16 protein-coding genes are annotated in these 19,240 nt (G+C 27.3%); 6 read left to right on the forward strand and 10 right to left on the reverse strand.

Features of this window, described 5'->3' with window-relative positions:
• Positions 1-9: 9 nt before the first annotated feature.
• Positions 10-531: a hypothetical protein gene (locus tag H9W90_RS10250; protein ID WP_187481506.1), complete on the forward strand. Its 522-nt coding sequence runs from the start codon at positions 10-12 to the stop codon at positions 529-531.
• A 548-nt stretch (positions 532-1,079) separates the two neighbouring features.
• On the opposite strand, the gene H9W90_RS10255 is transcribed toward H9W90_RS10250, so the two are convergent.
• Positions 1,080-1,988, reverse strand: coding sequence for a helix-turn-helix transcriptional regulator (locus H9W90_RS10255; RefSeq protein ID WP_187481507.1), 909 nt, complete (start codon positions 1,986-1,988; stop codon positions 1,080-1,082).
• 95 nt (positions 1,989-2,083) lie between these two features.
• On the opposite strand from H9W90_RS10255, the gene H9W90_RS10260 reads away from it, so the two are divergent.
• From H9W90_RS10260 to H9W90_RS10280, 5 genes are all read left to right on the forward strand, one after another.
• Positions 2,084-2,410: an HIRAN domain-containing protein gene (locus tag H9W90_RS10260; RefSeq protein ID WP_187481508.1), complete on the forward strand. Its 327-nt coding sequence runs from the start codon at positions 2,084-2,086 to the stop codon at positions 2,408-2,410.
• Between the two features lie 311 nt (positions 2,411-2,721).
• Positions 2,722-4,752 (forward strand): ClpB D2-like domain containing protein, encoded by a 2,031-nt coding sequence (locus tag H9W90_RS10265; protein ID WP_187481509.1) that lies wholly within the window; start codon positions 2,722-2,724, stop codon positions 4,750-4,752.
• A 6-nt stretch (positions 4,753-4,758) separates the two neighbouring features.
• Positions 4,759-5,505 (forward strand): hypothetical protein, encoded by a 747-nt coding sequence (locus H9W90_RS10270; protein ID WP_187481510.1) that lies wholly within the window; start codon positions 4,759-4,761, stop codon positions 5,503-5,505.
• Between the two features lie 12 nt (positions 5,506-5,517).
• Entirely contained in the window at positions 5,518-6,873 is a 1,356-nt protein-coding gene (locus H9W90_RS10275; RefSeq protein WP_187481511.1) for a DUF2779 domain-containing protein, read from the forward strand.
• A gap of 12 nt (positions 6,874-6,885) precedes the next feature.
• Positions 6,886-7,461, forward strand: coding sequence for a GIY-YIG nuclease family protein (locus H9W90_RS10280; protein WP_187481512.1), 576 nt, complete (start codon positions 6,886-6,888; stop codon positions 7,459-7,461).
• A gap of 37 nt (positions 7,462-7,498) precedes the next feature.
• On the opposite strand, the gene H9W90_RS10285 is transcribed toward H9W90_RS10280, so the two are convergent.
• The 9 genes from H9W90_RS10285 to H9W90_RS10325 all read right to left on the reverse strand — a co-directional run bounded on the left by H9W90_RS10285 (position 7,499) and on the right by H9W90_RS10325 (position 19,238).
• A complete protein-coding gene (locus tag H9W90_RS10285) occupies positions 7,499-9,460 on the reverse strand; it encodes a GmrSD restriction endonuclease domain-containing protein (RefSeq protein WP_187481513.1) in 1,962 nt (653 codons plus the stop codon).
• Positions 9,448-10,878 carry a DUF262 domain-containing protein gene (locus tag H9W90_RS10290; RefSeq protein ID WP_187481514.1) on the reverse strand — a complete coding sequence of 477 codons (1,431 nt, stop codon included), beginning with the start codon at positions 10,876-10,878 and terminating at the stop codon, positions 9,448-9,450. The genes H9W90_RS10285 and H9W90_RS10290 overlap by 13 nt, the downstream gene beginning before the upstream one ends.
• 58 nt (positions 10,879-10,936) lie before the next feature.
• A complete protein-coding gene (locus H9W90_RS10295; protein WP_187481515.1) occupies positions 10,937-11,239 on the reverse strand; it encodes a hypothetical protein in 303 nt (100 codons plus the stop codon).
• A 127-nt stretch (positions 11,240-11,366) separates the two neighbouring features.
• Complete coding sequence (locus tag H9W90_RS10300; RefSeq protein WP_187481516.1) at positions 11,367-12,305, reverse strand: DNA-processing protein DprA; 939 nt, start codon at positions 12,303-12,305, stop codon at positions 11,367-11,369.
• Entirely contained in the window at positions 12,295-13,578 is a 1,284-nt protein-coding gene (locus H9W90_RS10305; protein WP_187481517.1) for a hypothetical protein, read from the reverse strand. Before H9W90_RS10305 ends, H9W90_RS10300 begins: the two co-directional genes overlap by 11 nt.
• 43 nt (positions 13,579-13,621) lie before the next feature.
• Positions 13,622-16,603 (reverse strand): type I restriction endonuclease subunit R, encoded by a 2,982-nt coding sequence (locus H9W90_RS10310; protein WP_187481518.1) that lies wholly within the window; start codon positions 16,601-16,603, stop codon positions 13,622-13,624.
• 3 nt (positions 16,604-16,606) lie between these two features.
• Complete coding sequence (locus H9W90_RS10315) at positions 16,607-18,268, reverse strand: DNA recombination protein RmuC (protein WP_187481519.1); 1,662 nt, start codon at positions 18,266-18,268, stop codon at positions 16,607-16,609.
• Between the two features lie 97 nt (positions 18,269-18,365).
• Positions 18,366-18,761, reverse strand: coding sequence for a hypothetical protein (locus tag H9W90_RS10320; protein ID WP_187481520.1), 396 nt, complete (start codon positions 18,759-18,761; stop codon positions 18,366-18,368).
• A 15-nt stretch (positions 18,762-18,776) separates the two neighbouring features.
• Complete coding sequence (locus H9W90_RS10325) at positions 18,777-19,238, reverse strand: hypothetical protein (RefSeq protein ID WP_187481521.1); 462 nt, start codon at positions 19,236-19,238, stop codon at positions 18,777-18,779.
• Positions 19,239-19,240 lie beyond the last annotated feature (2 nt).

Raw genomic sequence — 19,240 nt, forward strand, 5'->3', positions numbered from 1 at the left:
AATAAGGTAATGAAACTAAAACCTATTTCAAATAGAGAAATTAATTATTTAAATATAGAGACTAACAAACTCTTTCTATTAAAGAGTATTCAGAATTTATCAAATGAATTAATTATCAATAGTGATAACAAAGAAATAATTATAGATTTAATTTTAAAAAAAAGTGAGAATACTAATAATATGAACTCTTTTAACCGATTACAAAAAAGAGAAATTATTGATACTGGTATAACTGTAATTCTTAACGTAATTAATACTAAAGCAATAAAACAAGAAAAGAAAATATTAAAAAAAGAGAATTTATTTAATCAAAAAATATTTTTGATTGAGTACTCAAAGAAGCTGTTAAGCTTAAAGAATATAATCGAAAACAACAAAAAAGAATTTTTAGAATTGCAAAGTACTTCAGAAATTTTATCCTTAAATACTTTAGCAAATAAAATTAACGAATTTCACAACCCAAACACGAATAGTAAAATTTCAGATAATGAGATTGAAGACTTATTAAACGGCGGGAAAATAGAATTTTAATATGAACATAGATCAATACATAAGAACAAATAGCATCAAAAAAAGTAAAGCCTTAAAAAGCTATTATTTGGGTAATGAAGATAAATTATTCTTAACTGAAGAGGATGATGACATTAAAAAACTAATGAAAAGTAATAAGAAAGAATTTAGAAGACTTATTTATAGAGCTAATTATTTTACTGCACTCTTTATTCTAATCTTAAGTGTTTTAGCAGGTAACTTTGTTTTATTACTATTTTGTTTTTTTTTATTTATTAAACCTATAGTGCATTTCTTTGCATTGAGTAATAAAAGAAAAAAGAAAAATATCTACCTGTATAAGAAATTTTATGAAAATTAGTTTTTTATTTTGGATTAAAAGATGAAGTCTTAAATTTTAATGGACTTCTATCTGATTTAAAATTATTGAAAACATCTTTAAATTTAAATTTTGATAAACAACAAAATCACCGTTTTTCTGACATTTGTAAAATTATTAGCAGTTTAAATACCTTTGACACTAAATATGTAAATAAGTTATAAATTATTACTCTATTAAAGTTTGATTACTATTTATAATTCTTCAAACTAGCCTCCAACATTCTAACAATATCATCCCTTAAATGTTTTGGGCTCAAAACTTCTACTTCAGCACCAATTTTTAAAATTTGAGTCATAAATTCGTAATTCGGATAAATATAAAAATTTACTTGGTGCTTATTATCTTTATTTTTAGGTAAGATTACTTGCGATTGGTGCAAAGGAAGACTTCGCATATATTTTACATGCAATTCATCTACTAACAAACTTACATTTACTGGATCTCCTTCCCAGTAAGTTAACCCAACAGTGTGTTTAAATTTCTCTAATTTTTCAGTGTAATTTTCTCTTTTTTTAGTTGATAAATTGGTTATTTCTATGTTTGAAATTCTATCAATACCAAAAGTTCTAATTTCATTATCTTCATTAATAGCGCCAACAACATACCATCTATTCAAATATTCTTTTAATATTAGTGGAGTAATGATGTACTTCTTTTTTGAGTTTTTTTCGAAGTTTTCGTGAATAAAATCTATTTCTTTCTCTTGCTTGATAGCTAACAATATATCTTTTAAATTTTCTATTCCTATAAAGTTTGTAGAATCATCGAAACTTACATATTCTAAAATTTTATTACTGTCCTTTAAGCTATTAGAAAAAATATCTGCCACTTGTATAATCTCTAAAAACTTAAAGAAAGACGATACTTTTACACTTTTTTCTTCATCAATAAAATACCCTTTCTCCAAAGAATTGTAAGAAATTTCAATTCCAAAATCTGCTCTAATTCTTGCAAAATATCTGTCTAATGTTCTCGAAGATACCTCTAAATCTTTATCAGCCAAATAATCTATAATTTGTTCTTTGGATGGAAAGTTATAATCGTGAACATATTGGATTAGTAATTGAATTTTTAAGGAAATAAAATAGTTAGCCATCTTTTTTTTATCAAATATAAAAATTTAAAATCAACTACGTCATGTTTTGACGAATACACATTAGACCTTTGTAATGGAATCTTAAAAACAAAAAAATGAAAAGAGATTATTTTTTACGATTTGCTATTGCTGGCTTTTCTTATTATGAAGGCTCAATTGCATTCAATAAATTAAAAATTGGTAAAAAGCTAAAACTGAAAAGAGAACCGAGAAATAAATATGATAAGCACGCTGTTGCATTGTACAGAAAAGGCTTAAAATTAGGCTACATTCCAAGAGATAAAAACAGACAACTTTCTTTACTTCTTAAAAACCGAGGTGTAAAATTTGATGCAAGAGTTCAAAAAGTAAATGAAAACGAACATCCAGAAAATCAAGTTGAAGTAATTTTGTATTTACTTACTCCTAAAAAAGAAAGTTAAAAATGGCAGTAATCATATTTCTATTACTACTTTTTCTAATTCCTAAAACTATTGTTTTTGGAATTAGAGTTTTTTTGTTTTTGGGAGTATTAGCCATTTTAGGAATATTAGGAATTCTTTTAATAACACTTATTATTTTAGGGTTCTATTTTCCTGCCCTCTTTTTAATTCTTTTGATTTGTTTTGTTATCTACTATGAAAGAAGAAAAGTATAATCCCTAATTTTCAGATAAAATTATAAATCTATTTAATACGCCACTAAATGGCGAATCTGTTTTAGTTCTTTGTATCAAATTAATAATAGATAAAAGATGGAGACGAAATTAGCAAAACTTAAAAATGAATTTAAAACTAAAACTGCAGTTTTAGAAAACACAAGAATTACTTTAAAACAAGAATTTATTGGTATAGATGAGCCTATAAATGCCATTATAGATAATATGAATTCTTGGTTTACACTTTCTAAAATTCAAGAAAGACCTTTGGTTATTAATTTATGGGGATTAACAGGTGTTGGAAAAACATCTCTTATTAAAAGGTTGATAAAATTAATAGATTTAGAAAATATTTTTTACCGATTAGATTTAGGACAAACTGAAGGAAAAAACTCAATAACACGTTCTATAAGTGATCTTTGTGAAAATTCAAGTGCAGCGCCAGTTATTATTGCTTTAGACGAATTCCAGCATACAAGAACTTTAGATGGGCCTTTTAGAAAAGAGAAAGAAGATAAAAACAGAGTTATTTGGGAATTATTAGATTCTGGCATTATTCAACATGATATGTTTCGATTTGGTGTTTGGAGGCTACAAGAAACCGCACAAAAACTACAGCATCTTTTAGCTGCAGGAATTACAGTTAAAAATGGAAAAGTAACAAATGGCAAGGACTTATTTTTTGACGAAACAGATACTAAAGAAAGTAAATCTAATTTATTTTTAGATGTAAACAATTACGAGTTTATTATTGAATTAGCAGGAAATGTTATGGGTTTTCATCTAAAATCTGATGTAGAAAAGGTAGTATTAAAGATGAATGGAGAAGAAACAATTCAGTTTTTGAAAAAAGTGGTTTCTAATGCACAAAAACCTGTGAAAAAAGATTTTTCTAAAGCATTAATATTTGTTTTAGGAAATTTGGATGAAGCATTTACAATGAGTGGAGATTATGCTATGGATATTGATGCAGATGATTTCTATAAAAGCTCTAAAAAGATTACAATATTTAAGATAAAGAAAGCTTTAAAAGCAAGATTTAGGGATGAACAAATTGCACGATTAGGGAATATTCATATTATTTATCCTTCACTTCATAAAAAGGCATATCAAAAAATAATAGAGAATGAGCTTGTAAAAGTTAGCAATAACATTCTAAAAATGACAGATATCAAATTAGAATTTGGTACTTCAATTATTCAACTAATCTATAATGAAGGTGTTTATCCAACAATGGGAGTAAGACCAGTTTTAACCACAATTAATCATCTAATTAAAAGTAAAATTTCGGTTATTATTTCTGAAGTATTTAATCATAATAAAGAGATAAATAATATTCAAATAAATTATGAAGAAGCCAATTCTTTAAAATGTGATTACAAGCATGAAGAAACAGTTCTATTTCATCAAGAGTTTCCTATCGAGTTAAATATCCAGAAAAATAAGTCGAACAAAAAAGATGATATGCAAAGCATTGTTGCAGTGCACGAAAGCGGACATGCAATTTTAGCTGCTTTGCTTATGAAAACTGTTCCGAAATATGTGTACTCAAATTCTGTGGACGATAATTTTAATGGCTTTGTATTAACCCAATTTAAATGGAAATATTTTTCCAAAAAAGAATTAATACCACGTGTTGCAATGATACTTGGAGGAATTGCTGCTGAAGAACTCATTTTTGGAGAGGATAATAAAACTGCAGGTTCAGAAAATGATATTGAAAAAGCAACAGAGATGATACTAACAATGTTGAAAAAAAGCGGATTTGGAAGCACAAATTTATCTTATGAAATTCCTTCTCCAAATACCAACTTACATATACACAGTAAAAGAATTATAGAAAAGGAAGCAAAAACCTTGATGGAGAAAGCCTTTAAACTGGCAAAATCAACATTAGAAAAAGAACAAAAACTATTAATAGAGTTAGCGAATTATTTAAGCGATAATAGAGTTATTTATAAAAACAAATTAGAACTTTTAATTCAAGATTTTGCAACAGAAAAAACTGTTTTTATAGAGAATGGAGATCATCTTTATTATAGAAGTCATTTAAAACAACTACACAAGAAAATTACAGCAACAAATCGTCAAGAAAACGAAATACAAATTTGTTTAAATAAAGCATAAGAAAAGATGAAAAAAGAGTCTAAACTTGGTGTATTTAAAATTAAAACTGCCCCTTTTTTATGTGAATTTATTTTTAAATTTCAACTAAATGATAGAGATCAGAAATTATTATTGATTCGAAAATTATACGCTACAATTAATGAAAATAATTCTTTTATTAAAAAAGCGTTCCATCATATATATAATAGTGCTTGTTATTTTACAAACGGAGAAAAAATAATTTCTTACAGAAAAGACGATAATTTTTATGAGTTAGGCATTCATCATAACATCAATAAATTTGAACATTATTTTGGTGAGAATTTACACACCAGAAAAATTTGGGATGTAGATATTTCTTTTAAAAAATACGCCCACAAAGAAAGTTTAGAAAAAGAAATTTATTCAATTCTATCCGTAAAAGAAGGAAAACGTAAAGTTTTAGTAACAAATTCAGAATATGATTTTATTCAAACTTTTACAGAGTTAAATATGGGTGTTTTTTTGAAAATAAATCCTAAAAAAATTATTGAATATTACACAAATGATTTAAAAGTAGTTTCTGAAAAGTTTGAGCAAAAATGTGCGCCTATTAAATTAAAATCTTGTTTTAATTGCGGCTATTTTAAACAACAAGGAGATTTTCCAATAGACACTAATAATAGCTTACACGAATGTATGTTAATTAAGCAAAAAACGAATCCAGAACAATTTAATGAATCAATTACTCATATTTGGAGTTATTGTAGTAATTTTATAGAGCAAGAAAAATGAAAAAGAAAAAGTATGTTATCAAAATCAAGATATTTAAAAGGATTAAAATGCACAAAAGCATTGTGGTTAAACAAGTTTAAAAAAGAAGAAGTTTTTTATTCTGATAGCACAAAAAGAGTATTTAGTCAAGGAAATACTGCTGGCGATTTAGCACAACAATATTTTGATGGTGGTCAATTAGCGTTAGTTTCTAATTATCCAGATTCCAAAGCAATTGCAAGAACGAAACAACTTATTGATGAAGGAGAAACTACTATTTACGAAGCTACATTTGCTGCAGAAAGCACATTAGTTGCTTTAGATATGTTGCATAAAATTGATGGAAAATGGCATGCTTTTGAAGTTAAAAGCACCAATTCAGTTAAGGAAGAACATGTTAGAGATGCTGCTATTCAATATTTTGTAATGACAAACGCAGGGATTGAAATTGAAGATATTTCTATTATGCATTTTGATAATATGTATGTTAGAAACGGAGATATTAATCCGAAAGAATTATTTACCTATGAAAGTGTCTTTTCTAGAATGCAAAGTTATCTGCCTGAAATTCCTGAAAATATAGCTGCTTTTTTAGAGGTTTATCAGCAAGACGAACCTACTGTTTTAATTGGTAATCATTGTGAGAAGCCTTATGCTTGTGAATTTGCAAACTATTGCCATCAATTAACCGAAAATCAAGAAATATTAGAAGAAAGAGCTAATCAACCCAAATTAGGCACAGATATAATTTACAAAAATGAGGAAGGTGTTCAACAATTTTTAAATGAAAATCCATTTCCTATTTATTCTTTAGATTTTGAATCTGCACAATATGGAATACCGGAATATAATAACTCACGACCTTACCAACAAATTCCATTTCAGTATAGTTTACACTATCAAAAAGATGTTAATTCTGAACCTGAACATTTTGAGTTTTTAGGAAATGGAATTGATGACCCAAGAGAAGATTTAATCATACAACTGATCAAAAATTTAAACCATAAAGCAGACAATGGTAAAATTTTGATGTACTCTAGTTTTGAAAAAACAATGCTTACTAATTTCATTAGAGATTTCCCTAAATATGAAGAAGATTTAGAATCTATAAAAGAACGGTTAATAGATTTAGGTGTTATTTTTCGTAATTACATAAAAACAGAAGCTACCCAAAAAACTTGGTCATTAAAAGTTGTTTTGCCTACTTATTTACCTCATCTTTCTTATCAAGATTTAGAAATTCAGCAAGGAATGGCTACAGTAGAAGTTTATAAAGGTTTTGCAAATTTATCTCCAGTAGAAAAAGAAGAAGCTCGTAAAAATATGCTGGCTTATTGCAAGTTGGATACTTTTGCTGTTTTGGAATTGTATAATACTTTATATAAATAAAAAATAAAGTACGTGAAGGAATTAGAAAATAAATTACAAGAACTTTCAAATATTTGGAAAAATATAGAAATACACCTTGAAGAAAGCAATTTTTTTAAGGAAATTATTAAACGCTTAAATGATAATCAACAAACAATTGCTAATTTTAATCAATTAGAAATTACGAACACTTTTGGAATATATATTTTTTATATAAAACCTTTAAAAAATTATGACTTTAAAAGTTTGGAAGAAGATTGGAAAAAGATTGGACTTGAAAAAGGTTATATAAAATTTCCTCAAATTGTGAAGAGTAGATTTGACTTTCATCTTCCTATAAAAACTAGCGAAAAATATGTTTTTTATATTGGTAAATCAGAAACACTAGGAAATAGAATTAAAGAGCATATAACACACGAGAAAAATGCATCTACTTATGGCTTAAAACTGAAAGACCGAACATTTTTCACTTCTGAAAACATGAGCTTTTCCTATTGGGAATTACCCCCTGAATTGAAAAGCGATCATAAAGAAATTAATCAATTTTTAATTACTCAAATTGAAAAAAAATTGAGAGGTAAATTAAATCCTTGGATTGGCAAGCAGTGAGTTAATTGCTCAAAATCAATGTTTTAAAAAACAAAATTTACTGTATATGATTTTCTTTAAAATATATTTCTAGTAAATCTAAAATAAATTGATGATGTCTTTTTGCTTTATTATCGTTCCAATTTTCTTCAGAATATATAATGTCAGATTTCAAACTATCTAGATTGCCTTTATTTTTTTTATCTGTAAAAATACTTTTTTTCACTCCATATGCTCTATCACTATACTCAGAATTTATACTCCTAGTAACTAAAACTAGGTTACCCATAGTATCTAACATTTCTACACATACTTTATCATTTTGATCTCTTGGATTTTGAGGGCCAATATGTTCAATAGAGTTTCGGGCTGTCATTTTATAATCTTTCCACTCTACTTCTTTACCTAAGCTATTTTTATAATACCAAAGAACAAATTCTATTTTATAAAACCAATAATGAGGAAATTTTGTACCTAATGCTGAAACATTGTAATTAATTTGAAAAATTGATACGGATGGTTTATTTTCTAAATAATTAGGAATTGAATTCCAAGTACGCTTTATTAAAGGAAGTCCCTTTGTTTCAGAACTAAGTAAAGTGTTATCCAATATTCTTAACCATTTATATGCTTTATTAAAATTTGGGTTTTCATTTTTCACCCAATATAAAAAAGGTGTTAACCAATATTGAGTTGTGTTTTGTTGAGAATGATATAAAATACTTTGCAACAATTCAAAACCATGAAAACTTTCTTTTTTTAATCTTCTTAGGTAATAAGTCCAACCACCCTTTTTCTGGTTTCTTTTATCTATAAATTTTAAAAGATGTTCTTCTTTTTCTTTTGAAGTTTCAACCCATTTTATAATGTATTTATCAAATGCACATTTAACTTCAAATAATTGTTTGAAAAAAAGCTTTACAGATTCTTTATCAATAAAATCTGATTTCAAAAAATAGTTATCAAATGTTTTTAAAAGTTCTTTTTCATTTATTATATCTATATCGTCTTGTTCTATATCGTATAAAAAAACACGTAGTGTGTGCAATAAAAGCTGCGGAAAAGTCAGTATACTCCTCACAGGTTCAAATTCGTCCTCATTAGTTTCTGGATGATTATCTATGTTGTTTTTAAAAGAAACACTTTCATCTTTATAACTTTCTGGAGTCTTTAATATTTCAATAAGATTAATACTTTTCTGTTTCTTTTCTTTTGCTCTAAACAAGTTTAATACATCAGTTAGCTTAAAACCATTGTTATATTGTGCAGCAATTTCTTTTGATGAATCTATTTCCTTGGCAATTGTTCTCTCTACATATTCATTCATTTTACTACAAACAGACCAAAGAGTAGCATATTGATGCCATTCAGTAATATCTTTTATATGAGAGAGTAATCTTGCTTTAAGAATTTCATGTTGCTGAAGTTGTTCTCCTCTATTATTTAAGGTTTCAAACAATTTATTTAAGTCTGTTTGATATGGAACTTCTGTAATCACCATTTTTAAATTGTCATAAATATACTTTGCAAATAATTCTTGGTCTTTATCCGTTTTTAAATATTCAGTAATTAATGATTCAATGATTTTTCTTGCTTTACTAATCTTAATTAAATCTGCAAAATCTGTTTCATTGCTATCTATATTACCATTTTTATTCTCTATATTCTTAAGATAATAAGTTACATTATCTCTTATAGAAAAATGCAAACGCAACTCTTCTCCTTTTTTTGTAAAGGAGCTTAATATATTTTTCAATTCATTAGATAGTAACCAAAGCGTAGTAAAACGTTGTTGACCATCTACTAAATCAAAATTTCCATTTGGGTTTTTAACTACAATTATTCCTCCAATATAATATAATTCTTTCTTCGTAGAATAAGCTGTAAATAAATCTTCAAAAAGAGTTTTAACTTGTTGTTCAGTCCAAACATATAAGCGCTGATATATTGGAATATTAAAACCATACTCATTTTCTACTATTGTATGTATATCATATAATTTTGAATCTACACCAACCATATTTTTCTGTTTTCAAACTTATTTTTTTCTTTTTTATAACTTTTACAAACTCGTTCTATATACCTCTCTATAACATTATTTCTATACTCACCTTTATCATTTATATATTTTTGTTTGTTAGTATAGATTTTAGAAATGTTTTCCTGTGATTTTATAAAGTTGAAAATTTCTGAAGGCAAATATGCTCCCTGTATTACATCTAACAAATTATTTTTTGCATTTTTTAGACTATTTTTAACAACTTCTGAGCGTACATAATATTTTTCTACTCGAATACTGCCGATATAAAAATCAAAATGCTGTAAAGCTTTCACTATATATTCTACACCAAAATTATCAAAATACATAACTAAACATAACTGAATATACTCCTTAAGATAATTAGACATATCATTATTATAAATATCATCATACATCTTCCTAACGCTATTTAAATCGCTGTTTTCAGGATGTTTATCAAAAAAAATAAACTTGTAAATACTGTGATATTTCTGAGTAAATAAAAAGAAATTATGCCCTTCAAATAAAGGTTGCCTTATTGAAAATGGAAAATGATTTGTGTCAACAATTCTTTCTCTAGACAACATAACTAAGCTATTGTCTTCTTGATATTCTAAAGAATGAAAACGCATATTATTTTGATTTGCAAACAACCTGTAATTTTGTTCACCTTTCTTTATTTTATGGGTTTGCTTTTGAAACTCTCTAAGAACATTATCTTTATTTTTATATGGGAAACTGCGCTGCCCTTTCCATTGTCTAGATTTAAATAAAATATCTTTAAATAAATACTCTAGATTTAATTCTAATTTATCATTTTTTCTAGCAAAAAAAGTAATGGCTTCCCAGTCTTTCGCCATTTTTTCCTGATTACTTTCTTGCACTGCTCTTAGATGGTAGGCTTTTAAATAATCATCTACACCTAAAGTGACTCCTCTATTATTCTGCGAATCAAAAAAGGTAAAAGCATTATCTTCATTATCACTTACTATTATTGTAAATTGAAGTTTATTTAATATATCATACTCTTTTAAAATAGCAAGTTCTTGTTTTCTCTGTAATAAATACGAATAGTTTTTTACTATATTGTGGGCAGAAGTATATTGATTATGACTTAAATTTTGTTCTTTTAATATATTGTTATGTATGCAATGATATACTAGAGCTAAAGAACTTAATCGCTGCTGACCATCTATTATTTCAAACTTATCTTTTTCTTTGTTTAAATAAAAAAGTAAAGTTCCCATGTAATAACTAATGTTTTTTGAATTTTTATTTCCAAGAAACTCTTGCCAATCATTTATTAAATCTTCAATTTTATCCGTATTCCAAGTATATGCTCTTTGATAATCTGGAACAACCAGATTTGGAAACTCTTTAAAAATATCTAAATAATTAAGTGTTTTTACTTTTATCAAACTTTATCTAAATTTATTAAGTTTTATTATTCAACCTCTACATTTTTATTCAATAATTTTAACCACCAAAAACGCTATCATAATTCATAGAATCCTCATCAAAACCCTCGTCGTGACGATCTGGAAACATACGGTCTAATTCTCCCTCTGCATCATAAAAATCGTTATCTCTTTTAAATGCTTTTAATTTTTTATTTAATTTATCTAAAGCCATTAAATCTGAATCTTCATATGCTTCTCTGTGGGCATTCTGTATTTCCTCTTCTAAATCATAAACCAACTGTTCTTGATTTTTTCCATATTCAAAAGTCTCTTCTAATTCTAAAAATTTTGCTTTTAACTCTTTAACTATATTCATCATTTTTAATTTATCTTTTCTGTTTTACAAAACTATTTTTTATCTACGTCAAATTATGACGAACTAAATTAAATTCTAATACTATTAAGACAGAAGCCAACCGCAAACCTTAAGATAATATAAAGTAGATTTAATTTACTAGCTGTTTATCATAAAATGAATAATCCTCTTTACTCTTCAATTGAACAATTTTATCAATCTTAACATTACTATTTTTTTTTATATCGCACATTTCAACCAAACCCTCAATCCCTTTTTCTAAAAGCAATCTATTTCCAGAAAATTGCTCTTCTGTTTCGAACGATTTGTTTCCTGGATAATTTATAACTCCTAAAACTCTATCTAATTCTGAAAAAGATTTTAAAGTATATTTTGAACCCCCTGCAATACTGCTTTGAATTAAAATAATCCCTTTAGATAAACCTGCTTGAATTCTACTTGCTTTACTTCCAGAAAACTGATCTTCTGCTTTATTTGGTGGGTTTTCAGAAATTAGTAATCCATTATTTCTTAATACTTTATCTGCTAGTTCTTTTGTGATTTTTGAAGATGTTCTATGGTAATTTAATCCACCAGATATAACCCCGGTTACATTTTTAAAAACTGAATCATTTTGTTCGATTGCATTTCTATCTATTCCATCAACCAATCCATTACAAATAGACCATTTTTGTGAAAAATAGTTTCCTACCTTATTTGCAATTGCATTGCCTAAATCATCTGATTTCCTAGAACCAATTACAGCAACACAATTACTTAAGTTAGTTATATTGCCTTTTAAATATAAGATTGCTGGAGGGTTTTTAATTTCCTTTAATAAACAAGGATAAGAATCGCAAAGTAAAGAGACTAGTTCTATATTACCTTCAATACAATCTTCAATGATTTTTTCTGCTATTGGAAAATTTTCTATAATACCTTCTTTAGTAACTTTACCCCCAAGCATATTACCCAATAAATCTATATCATTTATATATAATTTTATTTCATTTAAGCGTTTTTTTATAAATGCATCTCCAACTCCTTTAATAAGAGATATTGCCAGAATATGTTTAATTTTAATGTTCATTTACTATGTTTATAATATGACCACATCCAGTACCTCCAAACCTTGGGGATAAACAAGAGTAAAATTTATTACCTCGTTGACGATTTATTTTTATTTGCATCTTTCTACCACAATTTGGACAGTCTTTATTGCTTAAAGGTAAAATTAAATAAAATAAAGCAACAAAAAGAATGTTTTTCGCCCCTCTATTTCTTAATTGAGTTGCTATTTCGTAAGCTGTTGCTGAAGAAGTAAACTGATCATCTATAATGATAATGCTTTTGCCATTTAAATCGAATGCGTTATTGGTTGAAAGATATTGAGCAATAAATTGTCTTCGAGAATTATAATTGGGATGATTCCTTAAATTCCCTTCTACATTTAGATCCCATTCAAAAAGTTTCACTTTTGAAATATTGCTTTCGACTAAATCAAATATCTGTTTCATTTTATTTGGAGGAGTCGTTGTCTTTTTGTCAGAAACAAACGAAAGATAATCCCATCTGAATTTACTTTGAGACTCTACTTTTTTTAAATAATTTGAAACTGACAATGCTAGTTTTTCCAAAAAATCTAAAGTTCTATTTGGATTATCGATTTGAAAATATTTATCTGCTCTAGCATATTTATCGCACTCACCATCTTCTTGTCTAGCTAAACATCGAAAAGCAGTAAAACCATTAGAATGTCTCTGAAATTTAAATTTAACTGCGTTAAATGACTCTACTCCTTTAAAAATTGCTTCTAAGGCTAACAAATTTTTTAATGGATTATCGATTATATTATTAACTTCTTTAAAATCTTTTGCGTAATACGTTGGACCTTCTTTCATGGGTTTCCAATCATCTCCTATACCATCTCTTACTTCTTTAACATAGGTTTTATAGAATTTTGCAAGTACTGTTCTAATATTAAGCAATCTTCCTAAAGCTACATCTAACCAGCTATCACCCACAAATATGAAATTATCTTTATTTTGATATGCCGTATTCAATTCTGGAATTGATTGAATAAAATCTCTTGTTTTTTTATCATTTGGTTTATCCGCTAAACTTAAAAAAGGCAGATTGAAAATCTGTTCTGAAATTGGCTTGACATATCTTGGGTGGCTATCTGAAATAATATAAAGTTTATTTCCTTTTAAAATTTGATTTTTTATAAAATCAAGAGCATCTGGAAATACATATTTTCTTATTAAAGAGATATCAGTAGCATCTAAACCATCCTTCATTTTTTTAAAATAAGGATGTGTTGTATTTGTTAACGTGCCGTCTAAATCTAAAAATATAATCATAGCAAATTTTATTTTTAATTCATTCAATAACTAATTTGAATTCTTACTTCCTCAACCCTCTAACCTCACGATTATAAATCTCTTGAAATAACAAGTTCTTAAATAAAACATTAGCTTTATCATCTGTCATTTTGTTGTAGAAATCTAACTTTGTATTTATAAAGTTTAAGAACTCACCATCAACCTCTTCTTCAAATTTATCTTTGATATCATTTTTAGAATTTTGCTTGTTGAAATAAGACATTAATTCCTGATTCTCATATAAGTTTTTCTTCACTTTATTAAAATCTACTTTATCTTCTTCTGTAAGCTCCAAACCAAAGGTGTCATTCAATACTTTTATAATATTGGACAAGTAATCTACATCTTCATCTATATTTCCTCCTGGTCCTTCTGGCGTCATTCCATAATCTTCTCCGTCTTCAGAAACTAAAGACAAATCGTTTTGAAACTTAAATTGAATCTTATAACTATCTAACTCCACATCATTTACAACATCTAAAGGTAAACCACTTTGTATATAGGGTAGCTTTTTAAGTAAAGCCGTGAGAAAAACGTATTTCTTTTCTAACTCTACATCTGTAAACGTAATAATCTGACTTAAAAAACGATAAATTTTTATAAACGATTTTGCTGCTGCTTTAAAACCTAATTGGTCTTCCTCTTCTAATTCATCTGCAAAACGAGTTGAAATTGAACCTAAAATGGGCTGAATCAATTCAAAATTATCGCCTTGCCTAAAAAATATTTCTGCAAAAGCATTTACTTCAGTTTCGTAAAAAACTTTGTAATCTTCTACTTGGTTTAAAACATCGTACAAACTATTAGGATCCGTTTCACTTTCTTCTTCCATATAGTTTTTACCATAGAAATGCTGAAAGTCTTTTTGCACCAATTCTGGGTCATTGACAAAATCTAAAACCATTGTTGCATCTTTCCCTTTTCTGTTTCTATTTAATCGAGAAAGTGTTTGTACTGTATTTGCGCCACCTAATTTTTTATCTACAAACATAGTTTGTAACAAAGGTTCGTCAAAACCTGTTTGAAATTTATTGGCAACAATTAAAATTCTGAATTTTGGTAATTTTAAAGCTTCTGGAATGCTAATTTTACCTTCCAGATTATTCATATTGCTTTCTGTGTATTCTCCACCAGTTTCATCATCTTTTACAGTTCCAGAAAAAGCAACCAACGCATTATAAGGCAAATTTAATTCTTGCATAATTTCATCGAACTTACGTTTGAATCTTACTGCGTGCAATCTCGATTTTGTAACCAACATTGCTCTTGCTTGTCCCTGAATTTCGTTCTGTGTTTTACTTACAAAATGCTCTAAAATAATTCGTGCTTTTTTATCGATTGCGTGGTCTTGTAAATCTACATAATTGCCTAAAACACGAACTGTTTTTTTCTTTTCGTATTCTTTATCATCAATTTCTGAATGTTTTATCAACTTATAATAACGTTTAAAAGACATATAGTTTTTCAATACATCTTTTATAAAGCCTTCTTTTATGGCTTCTTCCATGGTATAATCATCAAAAGCAGATAATTGACCATTTATTTTTGTACCAAATAACTCTAACGTTTTTGGTTTTGGAGTTGCTGTAAACGCAAATTGAGAAATATTTTCTTGCTTTCCTTTTTTAGCGATTTCTTCAGCAATAATTTCATCTGCTGTTTTAATGTTTGCTTCAGCTTCTGCAGATTGCTCTAAACTTAATGCTTTTCGCATTTGTCTTGATGTTTCTCCAGATTGAGAACTATGTGCTTCATCAATTAAAACAGCATAATTTCTATCTGTAAATCTGCCTACAACATCAGAAATTATTGGGAATTTTTGAATAGTAGTAATAATAATTCGCTTCTTGTCTTCAATTGCCTTTTTTAGGTCTTGTGCTGTAGTTTTTTCATCTAAATAGGCAACAACGCCTGGTGTATTGTCTAACTGACGAATATTATCTTGAATCTGTTTATTTAAAACTCGCCTATCTGTAACTACAATTACAGAATCGAATAATGCTTTGCTATCTGTATACTTTTGGTAAAAATTAGCCAATCTGTATGCCAACCAAGTAATGGTATTTGATTTTCCTGAACCTGCAGAATGTTGAACTAAATAATTTTTACCTGTACCATCTTCTTTTAAGGCTTCTAAAATTCTGTTTACAGCTCTTCTTTGATGAAAACGAGGGAACAATAATTTGGTAGATTTCTTTTCTTCTAACTTTTTTGTTGATGGATTATATACCTTTTCTTTATCTACTTGTACACTTATGAAGTTTTGTACCAAACTTAATAAAGAGTCTTCACGTAACACATCTTCCCAAAGATAGGAAACTGCAAAACCATTAGGATTTTCATTAACCAAACCTTTATTAAAAGGTAAAAAGAAAGTAGATTTTCCTTTTAACTGAGTAGTCATAAAAACCTTTTCTGTACCTACAGCAAAATGCACCAAACAACGTTTAAATTCTAAAAAAGGCTCTCCTTTTGGATCACGATCTTGCATATATTGCTTAATCGCATTGTGATGATTTTGTCTTGTTAATGCGTTCTTCAATTCTAAAGTAACTACAGGAATTCCGTTTATAAACAACACAATATCTATCTCGTTTTTATTGCGATTAGAATACTGAAATTGGCGCACTAAACTTAAACGATTTTTAGCATACGCTTCTTCGTGTTCTGGTGTTTTATTGTGTGCAGGTTTAAAATAAGCCAATGTTAATTTCTGACCTCTATCTTTTACACCATTTCTTAAAACGTCTAATGTTTTGTTTTTAGTGATGTTTTTAGCAATTGTTTCTACAATTTTGGCATCAGTTAAAGCACCATATTGTTTTTCTAATGCTTGGTATTGTTTAGGTTGTGTATCTTTTACAAAGGCAATAATTTCTGATGGAATTACACACAAATCTTTATCATACAAAGTAGGAGAAACACTTATATACTCATTAACTCTATTTGTTAAGTAGTTTTCTATATGCTCTTCAAAATGAATCTCTTTAGTTCCTGATGCCATAAATTATTTTGTTAATATATTTATAGAAGCTTCATTTCGTATTCCTTTAGAAAGTTCTTTTTTGTTTTTCACACCCAATTCTTTTAGTTTATTTGCTTGTAATACTAAATTATCATTACCACTACTTAATTGTTTAAAAGAATCATTATAGGAAGATTGAGCTCTATCTAAATGAGTACCTACTTTTTCTAAATTATCTACAAAACCAACAAATTTGTCATATAATTTGGCTCCTCTGTCTGCAATTGCAATTGCGTGTTGGTTCTGATATTCACGTTTCCATAAATCTACTATTAATTTTAATGAAGTAATTAAATTTGTAGGGTTCATTAACAGAATACGTTTGTCGTATGCATAATTCCAAAGGTTAGAATCTCCTTGCATTGCAGCAATATATGCTGGTTCACTTGGTATAAACATCATCACAAAATCTAAGGCTTTGTCATAATCATCATAGCCTTTTGTACTTAATGTAATAATGTGGTTTTTTATTGCGGAAATATGCGCATCTAATTCTCTTTTTTGCTCCTCCACATCTGAAGTTGCTAAGTATCTTGTAAACGCATTTAAAGAAACTTTAGAATCTATAATTACATTTCTATTGTCTGGATATTTTATAACTGCATCTGGGCGCATTTTTTTATTTTCAGAATCAGATCTTAATGGTTTTCCATCATCGCCTGTTAATTGATGCTCCATAAAGTATTCTTTATCTTTTCCTAAACCCGATTTTTCTAAAATGTTTTCCAAAATCATTTCACCCCAATTACCTTGGGTTTTTGCCTCTCCTTTTAACGCATTTGTTAGATTAATTGCATCTTGACTAATCTGCTCGCTTTTAGCTGCTAATTGTTTTACCTTTTCACCTAAAGAAAAACGCTCTTTACTTTCTTTATCATAAACATCTTCTACTTTAGTTTTAAACTCTTTAATGTCTTTATTTAAAGGACTTAATAACTCCTTAATTTTGGACTCATTTAACTCAGAAAAAGATTTGGTATTGTCTTTTAATATTTTGTTTGCAATATTTTGAAACTCAATATTAAATTGCTCTCTAACTTCTTTAATTTCTTTTTGCTCTCTTGCTAACTTTTCTTGTAAAGAGTTGTTATCTGCGTTTGCAGTTGCCAAATCTTCATTAGTACTATTGTATTTATTTTTAAAAGTTGTTAATTCTTCTTTTAAAGTTGTAATGTATTCTTCTTGTTGATTAATTGTGCTTTTAGCCGCTGTAAAATTGGCTGTTTTTGTTGCTAAATCACTTGATATAGTTTTATTTTCGATTATTTTAGTATCTAAAATTTCTTGCAAACCTTTTAATACATCTGCTTTTTCTTTAAGTGTTTTGGTAAGAGAATTTTTATCTGCAATTAAAGTTGCTTGTTCTTTTTCTAAAGTTAATGTCAATTTTTCAGCAGTTTCTATATCGTTTTCTAAAATAGATAGTTTAGAATTTTGATTTATAATAGTGTCTTTTTGTTGTTGAAGCGTACTATTTGTTGTTGCTTTAAATGCTACAAATTCTTTGTCTAAAATAGAAAAGGCTTTTTGACTGTCTTCTTTTTGTTGACTAATTGTTTTATTTGATTTAAAATTGGCGATAAACCAACCAATAATGAAACCCAAAACAACTCCTAAAATAATATACAATATAATTTCTCCCATAACTTTTTCTTTAGATTAGCGATCTAACTTATTAATTTCTTTGACTTTTTACACTATTTTTTCCATATTTATTTAAAAATAAAAAACACTAATAAACTTAAATCTGATCTTCTTTAAATTCTTCTAATTTTTCTGGATAACAATCTATGAAGGTAGTTACATCTCTTAAATATGCTCTTATCAATAGCGTGCGTTCTTTTAATATTTTTAAAGTATCTATTGATTCCGAATTATTAACTGCCATTTCTAATTTATCATGTGAGAATACATAAGCATTTAATAATATGTTTTGAAAAATCAATAGTTTTTCTTTTTTAAAATGCTCGTATCTACTATAGCCGTGAGTTAGACTATGATTAATAATAATTGAAATTTTCTCACTATTTTCTTTTTTAAAAGGGACAGGCATACTTAATTGACCCTTTTCATGAGTAATCTTTAACTTAGCATATGAGCTATTACTTATTATTTCAATACTTTTTATATTATTCATAACTTTCTCTTTAGATTAGCAATCTAATTTTTTAATTAACTCGTTAATTTCTTCTCTTTTCTGTTGAATTTCTAAATACGTTTCTAACTCTTCTTCCAAGGCTATTTTTTGAAGTTTCAATTCTTCAATTTCTTCTTCTAAAATGGTTTTTGTTTCGTTTTGAGCTTTTAGAATTAATTTTTCTAATTCTTCTTGCTCCATATTATGAAACATATTTAGATAGTCTGCATAGGACTGAAAATTTCTTGTTACTACTTCTTTTAAAATAACACCTTTAAAATTAAAAACTAATCTTTTTAAACCAGATTCCTTATATCTACCTTTTAGATTAACAACAACACCATTATGAAGTTCATAATCGTTATACAATCTTGACCATTTACATCTATCAACAATAACAGTATTTGTTGGTGTATTTGTTTCTTCATCGAAAATATCTACTTCGTACATATCATTTTTTACAATACATTTTATCATAA

Origin of the sequence: Polaribacter pectinis (assembly GCF_014352875.1) — a bacterium.
GTDB lineage: Bacteria > Bacteroidota > Bacteroidia > Flavobacteriales > Flavobacteriaceae > Polaribacter > Polaribacter pectinis.